Here is a 16503-nt window from a genome sequence, read left to right on the forward strand (position 1 = left end):
GGCTCCGATCAGATGAGTTCTTTGAGCAGTCCGCCCATGGGCACTTTTTCTTCTTTGCCTGGCACAACGAGTGTCGGTGTGCCGAGAGGGTGCGGTAGCGGTGCGTCCGCTGGGATGCCTAGCTGGCCGTAGATGCTACCGATCACGTCAGCAGGGTACACAGGACGCTCCGCGACTTCTTCCCCTGTGGCGTTCGATTTGCCAAGAACCTGCCCGCCTTTGAATCCACCACCCGCGAGCAGGGAGGAGAAGCATTTGCCGAAATGATGCCTGCCACCATTCCAGGGCGACTCATTGGCCACTTTCGGCGTGCGACCGAATTCGCCCGTGCACCACACGATGGTGCTTTCCAGCAGCCCGTGCTCAGAAAGATCTGCCAACAACGCGGCGAGCCCCTGATCAAGCTCTGGCAGCTTGCGGTTCATGATCTGGAAGTGCTGCTTGTGCGTATCCCAGCCCTGGTAGTTGATGGTGATGAAGGGAACGCCTTTTTCGACGAGCCGTCGTGCCATGAGGCAGCTCTGACCGAAGGTGTTGCGTCCATAGCGGTCTCGCATCTCGTCTTTTTCCTGACTGAGATCGAAGAGCTTCCCGGCATCGCCAAGGATGAGCTCATAGGCCTGCTGTTCGGACTCAACGACGGTTTTCAGCGTCGCATTGCCGGGCAATGCACCTCCGAGGGTATTGAGGCTGCCCATGAGTTTACGACGCTCCTTTTGATGCTCCTCGCTGATGTCTGGCGTGACAATGCCCTCGACCGCGAAAGGCGTCCGAGCTGGATCGCCACCCGTAGCAAAAGGCTTGTAGCGTGGCCCGAGAAAGCCTGCCTCCGAAAAGCGGCCCTGCGGCTGCGTGAGCACGACGTAGGGCGGTATGAGCCCCTTATAACCTGCGTCGTATCCTTTGAAATAACTGACCACCGCTCCCAAGCCAGGGAACACATCACGCTCAGAGGCTCGGCCTGTCTGCACGAGGTAGGCGGCGGTTTCATGGCCGTTATTGCCATGTGTCATGCTTCGAATGAGGGAGTATTTATCCGCACACTTGGCGAGCTGCGGCATGAGCTGACCGATGCGAATGCCACTGACATTCGTCTCCAACGTCTGGTCCAGTGCACCCGTAAACTCACGCCCGGCCTCTGGCTTCGGATCAAAGGTGTCGATATGGCAAGGCCCACCCCACAGCCAGATTTGGATGACGGACTTGGCTTTACCGTCTTTGGCGATGGTCGTGGCACGTGGAGCGGCCTGGATGCCAATGGGCTCCATCAGTAGCAGACCGGCGGAGCCATAGATGCTACGCCGCATGGCCTCGCGGCGTGAAAAAGGTGCCCCGCCCATGCGCTGAGTGAGGCGGAGCACGTCGCGTGCCGTTTCAAAGGATGGTGTGGAGGTGTTCATGGCGTTCGCTATTGGGTTGTAGGTTCAATGATTGAAGTAAAACTCCGGTTGATTGATGAGCGCCCACACGATGTCTGCCGCCAGTGAGCTGCCACTGGAGTAGGTGGCAGTCATGTGTGCTTTGAGCGTTTCGATCTCCTGGGTAGTGGGCGCACGAGCCAGGAGGGTGTGATAAATTTTATCTGCGAGTTTGTTCAGATCATGATCCCCGCCGTCCGCCTCTGTGACGAGCGGACACTCTTTGATTTTGCCAAGCACATGGCTGGAGTTTAGCAGATGCAGGCGCTGTGGTGGGCTGGTGCTCTGATTGCGTTCTGAATCATAGCCTGTGTCACGCGGTGGCCGACCAAATAGCTCTAAAAACGAGCTGGTAATGCTGCCATCCGCCAGGGCGATGCCGCGCACATTTTCTGGGATAAAGGTGAAGGGCTCTGGAATGGGGCTGCTATAGGTTTCCTTGGTCGCCGTAATCTGATTGAGCGCATCAATGAGCACTTCAGCCTCTAAACGGCGCAGCGGATAGTGTGCAAAATGCGCTACTGCGGCTGCTGTATCCTGCACGGGCACGGAGGAGAGCTGGAAGACCTGCGAGTTCAAAATGATGCGGAAGAGATGCCGCAGATCGCATTTGGACGTGGCAAACTCCTTTTCCAAAAAAGCCAACAGCGCGGGATTTGATGGCAGATTATCCGCCCGAAAGTCATCCGGCTCATGCACGATGCCGCGTCCCATCAGCCAGCCCCAAATGCGGTTCGCCCAGTTTTTGCTGAACCACGGATTCTCCGGTCGCAGCAGCCATTCGGAAAAAATAGCCCGTGGGTCCTCCAATCCCGTTTTGATATTCACCGCAAGACCATCCGGCATCATGGCATGCTTGGTGAGGCCATCTTTATCCGCCGTGGGATCGAAGTACACGATCTCCTCTTTCCACTCCGCCGTGGACTTGAAGGCGACTTGCGCGAAGAAGCCAGACATAGCCTCCAGCTTCTTCACAGGCCACTTATCCGCACGCTCACCCATAAAAGTGAGCGCCACCGTAGCGGCAATCCCCTTCGGACTGCGATCCTGCATGGCGCGGTAAAAATTCACTTCGCCTTCGCGGAAGTTGCTACCGTTGGCGAGCAGCAGTTGTCGCGTGAAAAGGTGCAGCGGCTTATTTTCACGTACGCTGGTATGGATAAAGCGATGATAGGCCTGCACGGCATTGGGCCACAGTTTGATGGGAAACTCTGCCTTCACGCGCAGGATGTCGCCGAACTTCATCGCCCAAAAATCGGTGAATTCAGGCCGCTGGAGAAGGATCTCGATGAGCTGCGCCCTCTTGTCTGGCTGCTTTGCAGCCGCAAATCCCCGCGCCTCCTGCTCTGTCGGCAATGTGCCGATCACGGTCAAAAACGCACGACGCACGAACACCGCGTCGGAGCTCAAATTGGCCGGTTTCAGACCAAGTTCGGTCAGTTGTGTCAAAACAAGCTCGTCGATGCGCTCATGCGGCTTCAGCTCTGCGCCGATTTTTGCCACGGGCGGCCCCAAATCATACACTGGAGCCTCTGCTGCTATGGCGGGCGTGAGTGCGAGCAAAAGAAAGGTGAGCGCCTTTTTCATGAAGCACCTCCTTTGGACGGTGAGTTCCGCTCGAGAATACGTGAGAAGGCCACACCTTCGATCTCGACCAGCAAATCTGGCCTACACACATCCGCCTGGGCATAAATCGTCGGCAGCGCACCCTAGCCGTCGCTCACACACAGCGCGGACTTTTTCAAAATCCTCTGCGTGCTTCACATAAACATGGATCTTTGCCAAATCATCCAGCGTCGCGCCCACATCCGCCCATCCGAGTCGGGCGAAATTCTCCGCAGAGATGAGCCGCTCGATATTGGTCAGCGTCTGCTCCGTTTGCTTTCCTGCATCACCTGGGTGGACGGTCTCTGCATTCACGATGCTAGCCGTGCCAGAGACCCATGTGGTCACATGGTCTCCTGCCCGCACAGCCATCGCACGTGCGAATTTTGGACTCTTCGCAGAATACTCCTTCGGGTAATCGAAGGCAGAGGTTTGTAGCGGATTCTCCAGCGCCAAAAGCGAGACATCCGTGCGCTCGGTTTGCAGCGCCATGCAGGCTGTGATCAGACCGTGGCAATGCGTGCCAATGCCTGTACTAGCCGGATAAACGGCGTAGCCTGGATGCACCACCGGTACAGGCCGGTTATCGAAGGCGATATTGGCAAAAAGTCCGTGCGGGCCCGATTCAGCTCACGGTAACGCTCCACGCCGTCCACCACCTCGGTGATGCATCCCTGGTAGAGCCACACCCGCACCACATCCTCAAAGGCCGCTCCAGCCTCCGCGAGCACGCGGCGCATGCTCTCAAAGGCCTCCAGCGACTGCTCATAGGCTGTGCGTCCCTCACGGTGCAAGGACCCGCCTGAGGCATAAATCCAGCGCATCCCATCATAGCTCACCGTCACCAGATGCTCGCCGTGGTAGTCCACTTTTGCCGTGCTAGCACTCACCGCCCAGGCTTCGATGGCAAGTCCCCTGCCCTCACACGGTGGCTGCACCACAAACAACGTCAGCGGCATGCGTTCCCCATAATAAGCCTCAAAAATCTGCTTCGCCGCAGGCACATCCGCACGGTCACGGATGAAAACAGTCTGCATCGTCACCGCCATTGGCTCCCCCTGCTGTCGCAATATCGCACGGATCGTAGAAACAGCCTCCCAGGCCTCATCACGGAAGTCACCCCCACCCTCCGGCGTCACCATCATGGCCACGCGCTTCACATTGCCCAAATCGACCACCGTGTGATGCTGCTGACCGATGAGATGCGACGGAAATACCCTTCCCACGTTCGCAACGCCCAGTGGAGCCCCCTTCTCTGCATTCTCTCCCAGCAGTCTCCTATCTGGCGCGAGGCTGTGACTGATAAGACCATCAACGTGAACATGAGACATGGGGTAAGGGTTCTAGGAAGTAGGCTGCGGACCCTCTGCCTCCGGCCGGAGACAGACAGCTCCACAGTTCACAACGAGCAACCCTGTAAACGTATGTTGCTGAGTGCTGTGCCGACCTTGCGTTCAGCCAGCAGAGCACCTGAGCGATTTACCCCCCAGGGAAGTCCTAAACGCCGAGATTATGCCCCTTTATGTCCGTCGAAGTCACTCACGACCGCGCCAGCCCCAGATACGCCTTCGCGTTCGCGTCGCAGATGTTTTTGACCATCTGGCCGACGAGGGCTTTCGTCGTTCGGGACGTGGCCGTTTTCGATGTCGTTGCCGAGGAGGTTGCAGAGGTGCGGCGGAAGTATTCGTGGCGGGGAAGCTCATGAAGCTGCGGCTTGTCGGTGGGCATGCCGATGAAGCAGCTGAGGAGGCCGAGGGCGTTAAATGCCAAAGCACAGAACCGTCCTGCCAAAGCGCAGCGCGGGGATGTCAAAGCGCAACGCGGGAATGCCAAAGCACAGAACCATTCTGTCAAAGTGCAACGTGGGAATGTCGAAGCGCAGAACCATTCTGCCAAAGCGCAGCGCGGAAATGTCAAAACGCAGAACCATTTTGCTAAAGCGCAGTGCGGGAATGCCAAAGCGCAGCGCGGGAATGCCAAAGCGCAGCGCGGGAATGCCAAAGCGCAGAGCGGGAGTGCCAAAGCGCAGAATAATTCTGTCAAAGCACGGCGTGGGAATGTCAAAGTGCAGAACCACTCTGTCAAAGCGCAGCGCGGGAATGTCAAGCACCGTAGAGAGGATGGTGCGGCGACACCTCCTCGCCAATCCCCCAAAACCGGCCAGCGCATTCCGATGGCGGCGGTTTTACCTATCGGGCAGACTTGGGGCTGAAGGGGGGCTTTTCCATTCACGGACCACCGGGCGTTCAGCGTCTGGCAGTAGGCTGCAAGAAAGCCGTGCTCAACTATCATGCTCAAAGGTACCCGCCGCACCTTCGCTGGCGACGACGCCCAACTCGCCGCCTTCGGCATCGGCCAGAACCTCAGCAACGCCGTCACATGCGAGCTCATCCGCGTCGCCAAATGCGCCCGCGATCAATTGACCGGCACTCCGCCAAAAATCGTCCTCAAAGGCGTCATCGCCGCCGAGATCACCGCCATCGCCACCCTGGCGGATGCCTACGACCAAGCCAACTGGGCCCAATCCCAAGCCCAACAAACTGCCAGCACCCTCCTCCAAGACCTCCGCCCCTCGTCCAACAAAACATCAACCCCGCCCGCCGCGAACTCCACCTCACCGCCGACCTGGCCTCCCCCAGCGAGTCAAAACGAACGCCGCCCACCGAAACCCTTCGGCCTACAGCCGGGTCGGCTGTTGGTGTGCCATCAAATCTCTCATTGCCTCCCTTGCTCACTCGAAAATTGTGGGCGAATCTGATTCGCCCACAATTTATAGTGACTAAACAAAGTTCTCCAAGAAATGAAGACCATTGCAAAAGTAGCGCGATCAGTCGCCAGACACATCGCATTTCGCATTGGAGTTGTAGTCGCATCGGCAGCACTCACGGCTAGTCTTCTTCTCGGCATCGCAATCAACATTGCATTCATGCAGCCATACGGACCACTGTCACGTTCTGAGAATCTAGCAGCGATGGTCATTGCGGCAGTCTTTTCTATTCCAATGTTGCTCGGAGTGATAATTCTGCTTCCTCAGAACAGAAAGTGGGTTCGCTTGGTTGAAACTTTGTTGTTTTCGTTGCTGCTCCGGGTATTTTAGCGTCACTATTAGTCACTGGCTATATAGAGACTTTCAGTGAGGGTTTTTTGGATCCTCCTATGGATGTTCGCTATCGCTGCTTACTGGCTCCTAATCCGCCCGCTACCTATGACGTCGCTAGGCAACATCGCAAAAAAGAAGGAGAAAAAGGCATGCGAGGCAACGCGGGTTAACGTCCTTCTTTGAATTCGAGCTTTCATCTCCCGCGTGCCTCCACATCATCGTTAGGCAGAAGAAAATGGCCAAACCAAAATACACACTGTCTTTCATCTCCGACGGCAAGGGCCGGCTCGCAGTCCATGCTGACTCGGAGGGACTCGCGCTCTTAATCGCGCAGATCGAGCGTCTGAAGCGGAAGGTTGATGGCGGATCCTGCGACCACGACCATTTGCACACGGATGCGTGGGCAGGAGATGAGTTATCCGAGACTACGGGATGCGAGAAAGAGGGCGATATAATCCACCATGTTAAGATTTATGGATGGACCGAAGAGTGGGCGAAAAAGCACGGATTCAGAAAATGAAAACTGAGTCTAACAATGGGATGCAGCGAAGACGATTTCTTGTCACGGATCGTGCTTACGCACGCTTCGCGCCAAGCAACCGTCTCGCTGATCTTTGACGTTGGGCTCGGGGTGCCTCACGACCTCGCCAGCCCCAAATAGGCCTTCGCATTCGCGTAGCAGATGTTTTTCACCATCTGGCCGACGAGGGCTTCGTCATTCGGTAGGAGGCCGTTTTCGATGTCGGTGCCGAGGAGGTTACACAACGTGCGGCGGAAGTACTCGTGGCGCGGGAAGCTCATGAAGCTGCGGCTGTCCGTGAGCATGCCGATGAAGCGGCTCAGCAGGCCCAGATTGCTCAGCGCATTGATCTGCCACTCCATGCCTTCTTTTGATCGAAGAACCACCAACCGCTGCCGGGTCCTGTTTCGAGGGTAAGCCAAAAGATCGTGCGTGACATATTCGTCGCGTGTCGAGTAATCTCCAAACGAGCAAAATTCATCGCCACCCAAGCAGCGGCCTACGACCACGCCAACTGGGCCCGATCCCAAAGCCCAACGAACCGCCAGCGCCCTCCCCCAAGACTTCCGCACCCTCGTCGAACAAAAAATCAACTCCGCCCGCCGCGAACTCAAACTCACCGCCGACATGGCCTCCCCAGCGAGTCAAAACGAACGCCGCCCAAAGAACCCCTTCGGCCTACAGCCGGGTCGGCTCTCGGTGTGACATCAACTCTTTCATTGCCTTCCTTGATCACTGAAAAACTGTGGGCGAATCTGATTCGCCCACACTTTATTGTGACTAAAGAACGTTCGCCCAACTAACAGCGTCCATGCTCCAGTATCTCACGACCTTTATCGTCTCGCTAGTCTCGGCTGGTGCTGTGATGTTGATTGTGAACAGCCGCATTTCGGATATCACTCGAAAGAGGCACCATTTACTTTTTGCTCTCGGGGTAGCGGTGGGGGCAACCCTTGCAGAGATTGTCACCGACCTGTGGCATCCACCATACGAACCTCTTGTCCGAGCATGTATCGTCGGCGCTTCAGTAGGACTTGTTCCTTTGCTATTTACGCGGAAGAGTCGAACAGATGATATACCAGCCAGACTTGATTAGCCCTGAGCAAACGGTCGGCCACACAAGGTCGAAATGGAATGCAGGCAACGGCTCGAATGGCATCTGTCGTGTCATCGACGCCTCCCGCTCGCCGTCGCCTGATCCGAAGCGTTCGCAACAACTACAACAAGCTATCCGTAGTCGATGGATGACCCATTTTCCAAGTTACGGCTACCTCCTCCGACTCCGGATGATGAGATATGTCGCTGTTCCGAGCTTTCCGCCATTATGCTCAGAAACTCTCTTGGTCCATGCCACATCTACTGCATCGAGTGCAACGGTGAGGTCGCTCCTGAGCGTGTTCCGATTGATTTGCACATCGCCGAGGACATTGCCTCCTGGCTTTCAGTCGAAAATGCATTTTATCACTTATGGCTGGACTCGGGCGACTACGAGGAGATGGCCGCCAGAGCTTTGTCTGATCCCTCCGGCGCTGTTAATCAAACTGGACGTCGGCTTGCCACTTCGATCACAGAGCGAGGATTGCGGACTTACTTGTGGTGGTTTATTGCGGACCCAGATGTCCCGCCGCTCAATTGCCCTTCGTGTGCGGGCGGCTTCACGGACTGGCCCACTAGACATTTCCGATTCTGCAGAGTTGTCGCATCATCCTCTAGCCATGACTACCACAATCACAGGCCAAACAAGGGCGAACAAAACGGATGCATGAGGCCGAGAGGTTGGGCTCGAGGTGCCTCACGACCTCGCCAGCCCCAGATACGCCTTCGCGTTGCCGTAGCAGATGTTTTTCACCATCTGGCCGACGAGGGCTTCGTCGTTGGGGATGAGGCCGTTTTCGATGTCGGTGCCGAGGAGGTTGCACAAGGTGCGGCGGAAGTATTCATGGCGGGGAAGCTCATGAAGCTGCGGCTGTCGGTGAGCATGCCGATGAAGCGCCAAGAATCGGTAAGTCACCCAATTGGGAGCACTTGAGCCGATGGTGGAGGGGGAAGGAGTCCGGCGGTCTTCAAGTCCTTCACATGAGCTGCAATGGCATCTGTGTCCCGTTCTTCGTTGGTGTGTCTTTCGGCGGTGTAATCCCCGGAACCTGCGCTGAACTGCTGCTGATACCGGGCGTAGTCGGCTGCACCTAGGGCGCTGCGGAGCACTTGCCGGGCTTTGAGATTGATCTCGTTCAGGGTGGTCATGTTGATGGAGAAGATGCGGGAAAATCGAAAGGATTCAAGACTTTCACTCGAATGGCTGATCCTGCGCGGTGGCAACGACGGATGAGGCGATCATCGGTGGTGAGAAAATAGTCGCACTGTGATGCCTCGGCAGCGGCAAGATGGAGTGCATCATAGCCGCGAATGCTCCATGCAGAGAGAGGCTGTGCCCGGTTTTCGATACTGGCATGCTGAGGCACATGAAGTGCAGCGGGTTTCAGCAGAGAAAGCACATCAGACTGGCGGACAGGATCGGGAATGTCATGAATCTCAGCGAGAAGATAGTCGCTACTCACGAGGGTCACCGCGCCTCGACGCGCAGCATCCAGAAGGTAAATGACCGCTTCAGCCTCCAAATGGATGCGCACCTGAGACTGGTCATCCCAGGGGCGGTTCAGGCTACATGTGTCAAGGTAGAGACGCATGAAATGGTGGCATCATGGTTTGATCACGACCTAGCCAGCCCCAAATAGGCCTTCGCGTTCGCGTAGCAGATGTTTTTGACCATCTGGCCAACGAGGGCTTCGTCGTTGGGGATGAGGCCGGATTCGATGTCGTTGCCGAGGAGGTTGCACAACGTGCGGCGGAAGTATTCGTGGCGGGGGAAGCTCATGAAGCTGCGGCTGTCGGTGAGCATGCCGATGAAGCGGCTGAGGAGGCCGAGGTTGCTGAGGGCGTTGATCTGCCACTCCATGCCTTCTTTTGATCCACGAACCACCAACCGCTGCCGAACTGCACTTTGCCGGGCGTGGTGCCATCGGCGTAGTTGCCGGCCATGGTGCCGAAGACGTAGTTGGCGGCGGGATTGACGTTGTAGAGGACGGTTTTGGGCAGGTGGTCCTCGGTTTCGAGGCGGTCGAGGAAGCGGGAGAGCGTCTCGGCCTGCGGCCAGTCGCCGATGCTGTCGCAGCCGACATCGGCACCGATCTGGCGGGCGAGGCGGCTGTTGTTGTTGCGCACGGGGCCGAGGTGGAGCTGCATGGTCCAGCCTTTGGCGGCATTCAGGCGGCCGACGTGGAGCATGATGTTGCTGGCGAACTGATCCTGCTCAGAAGCGGTGGCGGCGGTGCCGCTGCGGGCTTTTTGGAAGATGCGCTCGGCTTCGGCATCGCTGACGAAATTGGCGTGGCAGTAGTTCAAGCCGTGATCGCTGAGGCGACCGCCGACGCTGTGGAAGAAATCGTGACGCTGCGTGAGGGCGTCGAGCAGCGTGGCGTAGTTTTTCACGTCGATGCCGCTGGCGGCGCTGAGTTTGTCACACCAGGCGTTCCAGGCTTCGGGTGCATGCACAGCGAGAGCTTTGTCGGGACGGAAGGTGGGATAGACACCGACTTCGAAGCCATCGGCGGCGCACTTCTGATGATGCGCGAGATCGTCGATGGGATCGTCCGTGGTGCAGAGGGCGCGGACTTGGAATTTTTTGAGGATGCCGCGGGCGCTCATGTCCTTCTGCGCGAGCATGGCCTCGGTCTTTTCCCAGATGGCGGGGGCGGTTTGCTCGTTGAGCAGGTCGTCGATACCGAAGTAGCGTTTCAGCTCGATGTGGGTCCAGTGGTAGAGCGGGTTGCGCAGGGTTTGCGGCACGGTTTTGGCCCAGGCGAGGAATTTATCGCGAGGAGAGGCGGAGCCAGTGATGTGGCTCTCCGGGATGCCGTTGCAGCGCATCGCACGCCATTTGTAGTGATCACCTTCGAGCCAGGTTTCGAAGAGATTGGCGAACTGGCGGTATTTGGCGATGTCCTGCGGCGGGAGGTGGTTGTGGTAGTCGATCATCGGCTCGTTCTCGGCGAACGAGTGGTAGAGGCGGCTGGCGGATTTCGTGGAGAGGAGAAAGTCGTCGTGGATGAAGGACATGGGGGAGGAATGAGTGATGTGTGAATGGTTAAAAAACAATGAGGCTGCGGGCGACTTCGCCACGCTGGAGGGCATCGTAGGCTTCGTTGATCTCGGAGAGCGGATAGCGTGTGGTGATGAGCTCGTCGAGCATGAGCTGGCCGCTCTGATGCATGTCGATGAGGGTGAGTAGATCCGTGCGTGGCCGTGTGGTGCCGTAAAGACTGCCTCGGAGCGTTTTTTCAGCGTAGAGGAGTTGGTTGATGTTGATGTGAGCGCGGTCGGCGGCGCTGGTGATGCCGACGACCACACAGAGGCCGCCTTTCTTGGTGGCATCGAAGGCCTGTTCGGTCGTTTTGCCGCTGCCAAAGGCCTCAAAGGCATAATCGACGCCTTTTCCGCCGGTGAGGGCTTTGATGGCCTCCACGGGGTCTTTTCCGTCGCTGACGTCGATGTAGTCGGTAGCGCCAAAAAGGCGTGCATCGGCCTCTTTGCGCGGAAAATGGTCCACGGCGATGATTTGCCGTGCGCCAGCGAGTCGAGCTCCCTGGACGATATTTAAGCCGATACCGCCGACGCCGATGATGGCGACGCTGGAGCCGGGGCGGACCTGTGCGGCATTGATGACGGCTCCGACGCCGGTGATGACGCCACAGCCGATGAGGGCGGCTTTTTCAAAGCTGAATCCAGTGGGGATTTTCACCACACTGGCCTCTGGCATGGTGCTGAGACTGGAGAATGCGGACACGCCAGCGTAGTGGCGGATGCTATCGCCTGCGGAGTTGCGAAAACGCGTGGTGCCATCTGGCATGAGGCCGGTGAAGCGCATGGCGGTGCCCATATCGCAGAGTGCAGGGCGGCCTGCGGCGCAGTATTCGCAGCGACCACGTGGCCCACGCCACATGAGGATGACGGGATCACCGACCTGTAGCGTGGTGACGCCTTCGCCGACGGCTTCGATGACGCCGCTGCCCTCATGCCCGAGGATGATGGGTGTGGGCATGCTGAGGTCGCCTTTCATGACATGGAGATCACTGTGGCAGACGCCAGCGGCCTTCATGCGGACGGTGACCTCCCCACGCTGCGGAGGTAGCACCTCCACTTCCTCGATACGGAGTGGGGTTTTGGATGCGTAAAGGACGGCGGCGGGGGCGAGCATGTGCGTAGGCACGTTTTTCGCAGCGATGCGGACTTTCTTCAAGCCGCAGTATTTGGCAGACGCACGGTCTGGGCCGGTCTCAGATCAGCTCCGGCATGGGCTGCCAGCCATCGACGACATACTGCGGGCGGCCCGTGAGGTCACTGAGTGTGGTCTTCACGGTGTCGATGCCCATGTGGCGATAGAGCGTGGCAAAGACCTCCCCGAAGTGCACCGGTCGGTCGGTGGGCTCACCGCCGAGTCTATCCGTCGCACCGATGACTTGGCCTGTCTTTAAGCCACCACCAGCGAGCAAAGCACCGCCGACTCGTGGCCAATGATCGCGGCCGCCGTCTTTGTTCACGATGGGGGTGCGGCCAAACTCACCCCAAGCGACGACGGCGACGTCTTTATCGAGGCCGCGCTGGTGCAAATCCTCGACGAGGGCACTCATGCCCTGATCAAAGAGCGGTAGGTGCCGCAGGAGCTGTGGGTAATTGTTATCATGGAAGTCCCAGCGTCCGAAATTCAGCGTGACGACGCGGGCACCGGCCTCCACGAGTCGGCGTGCGAGGAGGAAGTGCTCCAAATTGAGCGGAGCGCCATCCCCGTAGTTTTTCGCATCGCCTTTTCCATAGCGCTCGCGGGTCTGGGGCGTTTCTTTGCTCAAATCGAGTGCCTGGAGCAGCTTGCTGCTGGTGAGGACATTGAGCGCCTGCTGATTGAAGGCATCCATGCTGCTGACGAGGCCAGAGGCATCCATTTCACGACGGAAATGATCAAAGCCATCGAGCAGCGAGCGGCGATCTTCGAGGCGATCGAGCGTGATGCCATTGAGCTGGAGATCCTCCACGCCCGCACCATTCGGACGGAAGGCCGCATGGGTGTTCCCAGTGTATCCAGGGTGCCCAGGCGAGCCGTAGGGCGGATGCCCCGCCTTCGGAGCGAGTCCGACGAATGCGGGCACGGCCGGATCAGCCTGCCCCTGCAAGCGTGAGATGACGGAGCCGAAGGACGGTGGATCCGAAAGCCTACCTGTGGGTGCATTGCCGCCATTGGGGGGCGGTGGACGCCCAGTGTAGCAGATGAAGCTGTCGTGCGCTCCATTCGGACTGCCATACATGCTGCGGATGGGCACCAGCTTGTCCATGATCTTGGCCAGGCGCGGTGCGTGCTCAGAGATGTGGATGCCGGGGACAGCGGTCTTGATCGGCTTATACGGCCCACGGATTTCCAGTGGGGCATCCATCTTCAGGTCATACATGTCCTGATGCGGGGGTGCCCCACAGAGGTAGATCATGATGACGGATTTGAAACTGCGACCGGTTTTGGCCTCGGCCTCCGCCTTGAGCAGCTCCGGCAGCGATAACCCACCCATAGCGAGACCGCCGATGCGCAAGAAATCACGACGGGAGACACCGTCGCAGAATTTGCCGTGGGTTTTGCCAGAGATGGTCAGCATGAGAGAGCGGACAAACCTACGCATAGGCTACGCCGTTTTTTTCACCCACCCTATCCCAGTTCTGTCTGTGAAATGATTCGGCTTAAACATGGTTCGGGAGAGGGCCGCCAACACTGCATGTCACTTGCCGGATGGACCAAGCCCATGTTTAGGCGCTGCATGATGCATTTCTCCATGCTGCTCTTTCTCACCGTCACTAGCTGGACTCGCCTGCCCGATGTGCCAGATGCACGCGGCTTTGCGGGCTCCTTTGCGGGGGTGCAGGACGGGGCACTCATCATCGCTGGTGGCACTCACTTCACGGATAAGATGCCGTGGGAAGGCGGCACGAAGGTCTGGTATGACAGCATTTATCAGCTCGATCAGCCAGATGGCACCTGGCGCATCACTGGGCAGCTCCCGAGGCCCAATGGCTATGGCGTCAGCATCTCCACGCAGCGAGGGATGCTCATCGCTGGCGGTGGGAATGCCACGGAGCACTACCGTGAGGTCTTCTGGCTCAAAGGCGGCACTGCACTTCCTCCATTGCCGCGACCCTGCGCATTCATGAGCGGCTGCGTGCTCGATGAAGTGCTCTACATCGCCGGAGGGATCGACTTACCCGCAGCGACGCGTGCGCTCGATAGCTTCTGGGCACTCGATTTGAAGAAAGCAGATGCCACATGGCAAGAACTCTCCCCTGCCCTGGCGGCGGACGCATCCTGGCCTGCATGGCGGCCGCGAATGGCCATGTTTACCTCTTTAGCGGTGCCGCCTTGAAACCAGGCCCCGATGGTAAAGCGCAGCGTGAGTGGCTCCGAGATGCCTGGAGCTACTCTGCGGCGAATGGATGGAAAAAACTGCCCGATTTGCCGCGTGTCAGCGTCGCGGCTCCGAACCCTGCTCCCGTCATCGGGAGCCAAATTTTCATCCTTGGCGGCGATGATGGCTCCAAGGCCAACTTTGAGCCCAAATCCGCTCACCCAGGCTTTCCGAGGTCCATTTTGTGTTTTGATCTTCAAACTCAATCTTGGTCCGAAGCAGGCGAAGTGCCCTTCTCACTCGTCACCACGCCAGCGGTGACTTGGCGGAGCAAACTCGTGATTCCCGGCGGCGAATCACGCCCCGGCGTCCGCTTACCGCAGGTCTGGAGTGCTCCACTCACTCCGGCACCGCGATGAGCCGCATCCGGGCACCGTATTCTGAGTCGATTCCTTCTTCTCCGCCTCTGGCTGGCGCTTGAAGCCCGTTCATTCAATGAGCGGTCGGGGAACAACATGAACACGGCCATCAAAAGCATGAGACCGTCCTCAATGATGGTGACGGTGGACATGGGAAGTTGAAACACGGTGCCTAAGCAGGCGCAGCGGATTGCGCGGTTGGAAAACACGGCACGCAACACTCCGGCGAGACTCACAGCCATGACGGTGGCGGTGATGGCATTCACGACCAGCGGATGGGTGTCTGCGAGATAGGCTAGGCCCAGTCCGAGCTCGATAAAGGGATAGACGATGCCGTAACCCGGCCAGACCTTGGCGACGATATCATAACTCCGGTAGGCATCGGCAAAGCCGCGCAAGTCGAGCATTTTGAAGAAGGAGAAGGCGATGAAGAATCCGCCCATGAACAAGCGCATGGCCTCCGTGAGGTCAAAATGACTACTAGCGACACTGGCGGCGAGGATGACGAGCAACAGATAGGCAAGCAGGATGAGCAGCGGCTTGTAGGTTTGCGCGGATTTCGGCGGCAGCGCGGTGCTGGGCACGGAGAGTGGTGTTTCTTCGGTCACTTGGTATTTGCCGAGCGGCCGAAGCCAGTCATTGAGTTCGGCAGAGCGCAATGCCGTGCGGGTGATGATCTGCGCCTGCGGCGGTGTGAGGGTGACGTTTGCCTCGATGATGTCTGGATGCTCCTGGAGCCGTGCCGTGATTTTTGACACGCATGAGCCGCAACTCATGCCAGTGAGAGGGAAGGTTTGTGGTAGGTTCATAAGCTGGGTGGATGAGGGGCCTGCTCAGGCGAGACTAGCAGCGGATCAACGGAGGATGACAAAGCTGCCATCCGGCTTGGCATAGGCAGCGGCGTAACTGGAAACGGGCAGCTTGGTGCCATCGCCAGATGCGGTGACGTGGCCCTCGGCATCGAGAACATCCCAATGCAGGTTGCCTGCTTTCCCCCAGCCGGAGCCGATGACGCTGGCGATGATGGTGCGGCCTTGGGCATTTTGCGCCAGGACGGGATGCTTGGCATTCCTGGGGCCGATTTTCTGCGCCTCACTGGAAGGAGCACTCATCAGGCTGGTGATGATCTGGCCGTCATTCTCCCACGCGGCACGCAGGGTCTGCGCGGCGGGCAGGAGGCTGGCGCTGCTCATGGGACACATGGCGACGCGCCAATCATCGAGCTTGGTCAGAGTACTGCGACTGGCCTTGCTGGTGATGAACCACATGCCGCGGGTGGTCGGTGCGGTGGCGGCTCGATAGAGCACGCTCAGCGTTCCATCGGCGGCTAAATGCGCACGCAGGGAGCAGCATGCGCAGACGCCGGGCTGTTGTTCATTCAGCGGCGTGGGAGCGGAGAAAGTGCCGCCGTCGTCGGTGGAGGATCGCACATAGACGAGGCGCTGGGCTTCTCCAGACGCTCCGGCAGGCGCGGCGTGCCAGACGACGCTGACATGTCCTTTTTCATTGGCGGCAATGGAAGCGCCGCCATCGAGAGCAGTGGTGTCGCCGATGAGGTTTTGCTGCGCACTGAAGGCCTTTGCGCCTGATGGGAGCCGCGCATGCAGTAGCGGGGCTCGCATCATCATGTCCTTTTTGCCCCCTGTGTTGCCATTCCAGATGACCTGTACGCTGCCATCTTTCCCCAGCGCGACCTGCGCACCGCGAATAGTACCTGCGGCAATGGCGGAGCGCGGCTCGCTGTTCACGGTGATGGGTGCGGACCATGCGCCACCGTCGGCCCGGCGTGAGGCATAGCGGATGTCGCATGCCTTCGAATCGCCCTTGAGATAGACGAGGTGCACGAGGCCGGTGGAGGTGACGATGACCTGCGGCTGGATGCCCGGCTCCGGCAGGGATTCCACCTGCACCTGCACCTGCACCTGCGCAGCTAAGGCAAGCGGGAGAATCAACAGGGAGAGAAGGATGTGTTTCATACGGATTGGATCAATGCGGGCGGCCATAG

The 16503-nt window shown here is 58.5% G+C and carries 15 protein-coding genes and 3 pseudogenes; 4 read left to right on the forward strand and 14 right to left on the reverse strand.

The genetic code is table 11. The features are described 5' to 3' along the window. Nucleotides 1-8: 8 nt before the first annotated feature. The 5 genes from IPK32_00720 to IPK32_00740 all read right to left on the reverse strand — a co-directional run bounded on the left by IPK32_00720 (nt 9) and on the right by IPK32_00740 (nt 4751). Nucleotides 9-1340, reverse strand: a complete 1332-nt coding sequence (locus tag IPK32_00720) for a DUF1501 domain-containing protein (protein ID MBK8090545.1) — start codon at nt 1338-1340, stop codon at nt 9-11. 84 nt (nt 1341-1424) lie between these two features. Further along, nucleotides 1425-3005, reverse strand: a complete 1581-nt coding sequence (locus IPK32_00725; protein MBK8090546.1) for a DUF1553 domain-containing protein — start codon at nt 3003-3005, stop codon at nt 1425-1427. An 81-nt stretch (nt 3006-3086) separates the two neighbouring features. Then, nucleotides 3087-3515 (reverse strand): hypothetical protein, encoded by a 429-nt coding sequence (locus IPK32_00730; protein MBK8090547.1) that lies wholly within the window; start codon nt 3513-3515, stop codon nt 3087-3089. Nucleotides 3516-3526: 11 nt separating this feature from the next. Then, nucleotides 3527-4354, reverse strand: coding sequence for a RidA family protein (locus IPK32_00735; GenBank protein ID MBK8090548.1), 828 nt, complete (start codon nt 4352-4354; stop codon nt 3527-3529). Between the two features lie 208 nt (nt 4355-4562). Then, nucleotides 4563-4751: a glucuronate isomerase gene (locus tag IPK32_00740; protein ID MBK8090549.1), complete on the reverse strand. Its 189-nt coding sequence runs from the start codon at nt 4749-4751 to the stop codon at nt 4563-4565. Between IPK32_00740 and IPK32_00745 the strand changes: the two genes are divergently transcribed. The 3 genes from IPK32_00745 to IPK32_00755 all read left to right on the forward strand — a co-directional run bounded on the left by IPK32_00745 (nt 4750) and on the right by IPK32_00755 (nt 6643). After that, nucleotides 4750-5235 carry a hypothetical protein gene (locus IPK32_00745; GenBank protein ID MBK8090550.1) on the forward strand — a complete coding sequence of 162 codons (486 nt, stop codon included), beginning with the start codon at nt 4750-4752 and terminating at the stop codon, nt 5233-5235. The genes IPK32_00740 and IPK32_00745 overlap by 2 nt on opposite strands. A gap of 78 nt (nt 5236-5313) precedes the next feature. After that, complete coding sequence (locus IPK32_00750) at nt 5314-5781, forward strand: hypothetical protein (protein ID MBK8090551.1); 468 nt, start codon at nt 5314-5316, stop codon at nt 5779-5781. Between the two features lie 577 nt (nt 5782-6358). After that, nucleotides 6359-6643, forward strand: a complete 285-nt coding sequence (locus IPK32_00755; GenBank protein MBK8090552.1) for an immunity protein 32 — start codon at nt 6359-6361, stop codon at nt 6641-6643. A gap of 116 nt (nt 6644-6759) precedes the next feature. Here the strand turns inward: IPK32_00755 and IPK32_00760 are convergent. The 7 genes and pseudogenes from IPK32_00760 to IPK32_00790 form a co-directional block, all read right to left on the reverse strand. Beyond that, a pseudogene (locus IPK32_00760) lies at nt 6760-7124 on the reverse strand (glucuronate isomerase). A gap of 1311 nt (nt 7125-8435) precedes the next feature. Continuing rightward, nucleotides 8436-8623, reverse strand: a pseudogene (locus tag IPK32_00765) (glucuronate isomerase). Nucleotides 8624-8650: 27 nt separating this feature from the next. Next, nucleotides 8651-8887, reverse strand: coding sequence for a hypothetical protein (locus IPK32_00770; protein ID MBK8090553.1), 237 nt, complete (start codon nt 8885-8887; stop codon nt 8651-8653). Beyond that, nucleotides 8884-9330 carry a PIN domain-containing protein gene (locus tag IPK32_00775; protein MBK8090554.1) on the reverse strand — a complete coding sequence of 149 codons (447 nt, stop codon included), beginning with the start codon at nt 9328-9330 and terminating at the stop codon, nt 8884-8886. Before IPK32_00775 ends, IPK32_00770 begins: the two co-directional genes overlap by 4 nt. 23 nt (nt 9331-9353) lie before the next feature. Beyond that, nucleotides 9354-10759, reverse strand: a pseudogene (uxaC, locus tag IPK32_00780) (glucuronate isomerase). A 28-nt stretch (nt 10760-10787) separates the two neighbouring features. Further along, entirely contained in the window at nt 10788-11939 is a 1152-nt protein-coding gene (locus IPK32_00785) for a Zn-dependent alcohol dehydrogenase (protein MBK8090555.1), read from the reverse strand. 37 nt (nt 11940-11976) lie between these two features. Next, on the reverse strand, nt 11977-13338 hold the full coding sequence (locus tag IPK32_00790) for a DUF1501 domain-containing protein (GenBank protein ID MBK8090556.1): 1362 nt from the start codon (nt 13336-13338) through the stop codon (nt 11977-11979). 159 nt (nt 13339-13497) lie between these two features. Here IPK32_00790 and IPK32_00795 point away from each other — a divergent pair, with 159 nt between their 5' ends. Beyond that, on the forward strand, nt 13498-14097 hold the full coding sequence (locus tag IPK32_00795; GenBank protein ID MBK8090557.1) for a hypothetical protein: 600 nt from the start codon (nt 13498-13500) through the stop codon (nt 14095-14097). A 244-nt stretch (nt 14098-14341) separates the two neighbouring features. On the opposite strand, the gene IPK32_00800 is transcribed toward IPK32_00795, so the two are convergent. Further along, nucleotides 14342-15307 carry a heavy-metal-associated domain-containing protein gene (locus tag IPK32_00800; GenBank protein MBK8090558.1) on the reverse strand — a complete coding sequence of 322 codons (966 nt, stop codon included), beginning with the start codon at nt 15305-15307 and terminating at the stop codon, nt 14342-14344. Nucleotides 15308-15352: 45 nt separating this feature from the next. Continuing rightward, entirely contained in the window at nt 15353-16474 is a 1122-nt protein-coding gene (locus tag IPK32_00805) for an exo-alpha-sialidase (protein MBK8090559.1), read from the reverse strand. Between the last annotated feature and the right edge of the window lie 29 nt (nt 16475-16503).

Source organism: Verrucomicrobiaceae bacterium, from assembly GCA_016713035.1.
GTDB lineage: Bacteria > Verrucomicrobiota > Verrucomicrobiia > Verrucomicrobiales > Verrucomicrobiaceae > Prosthecobacter.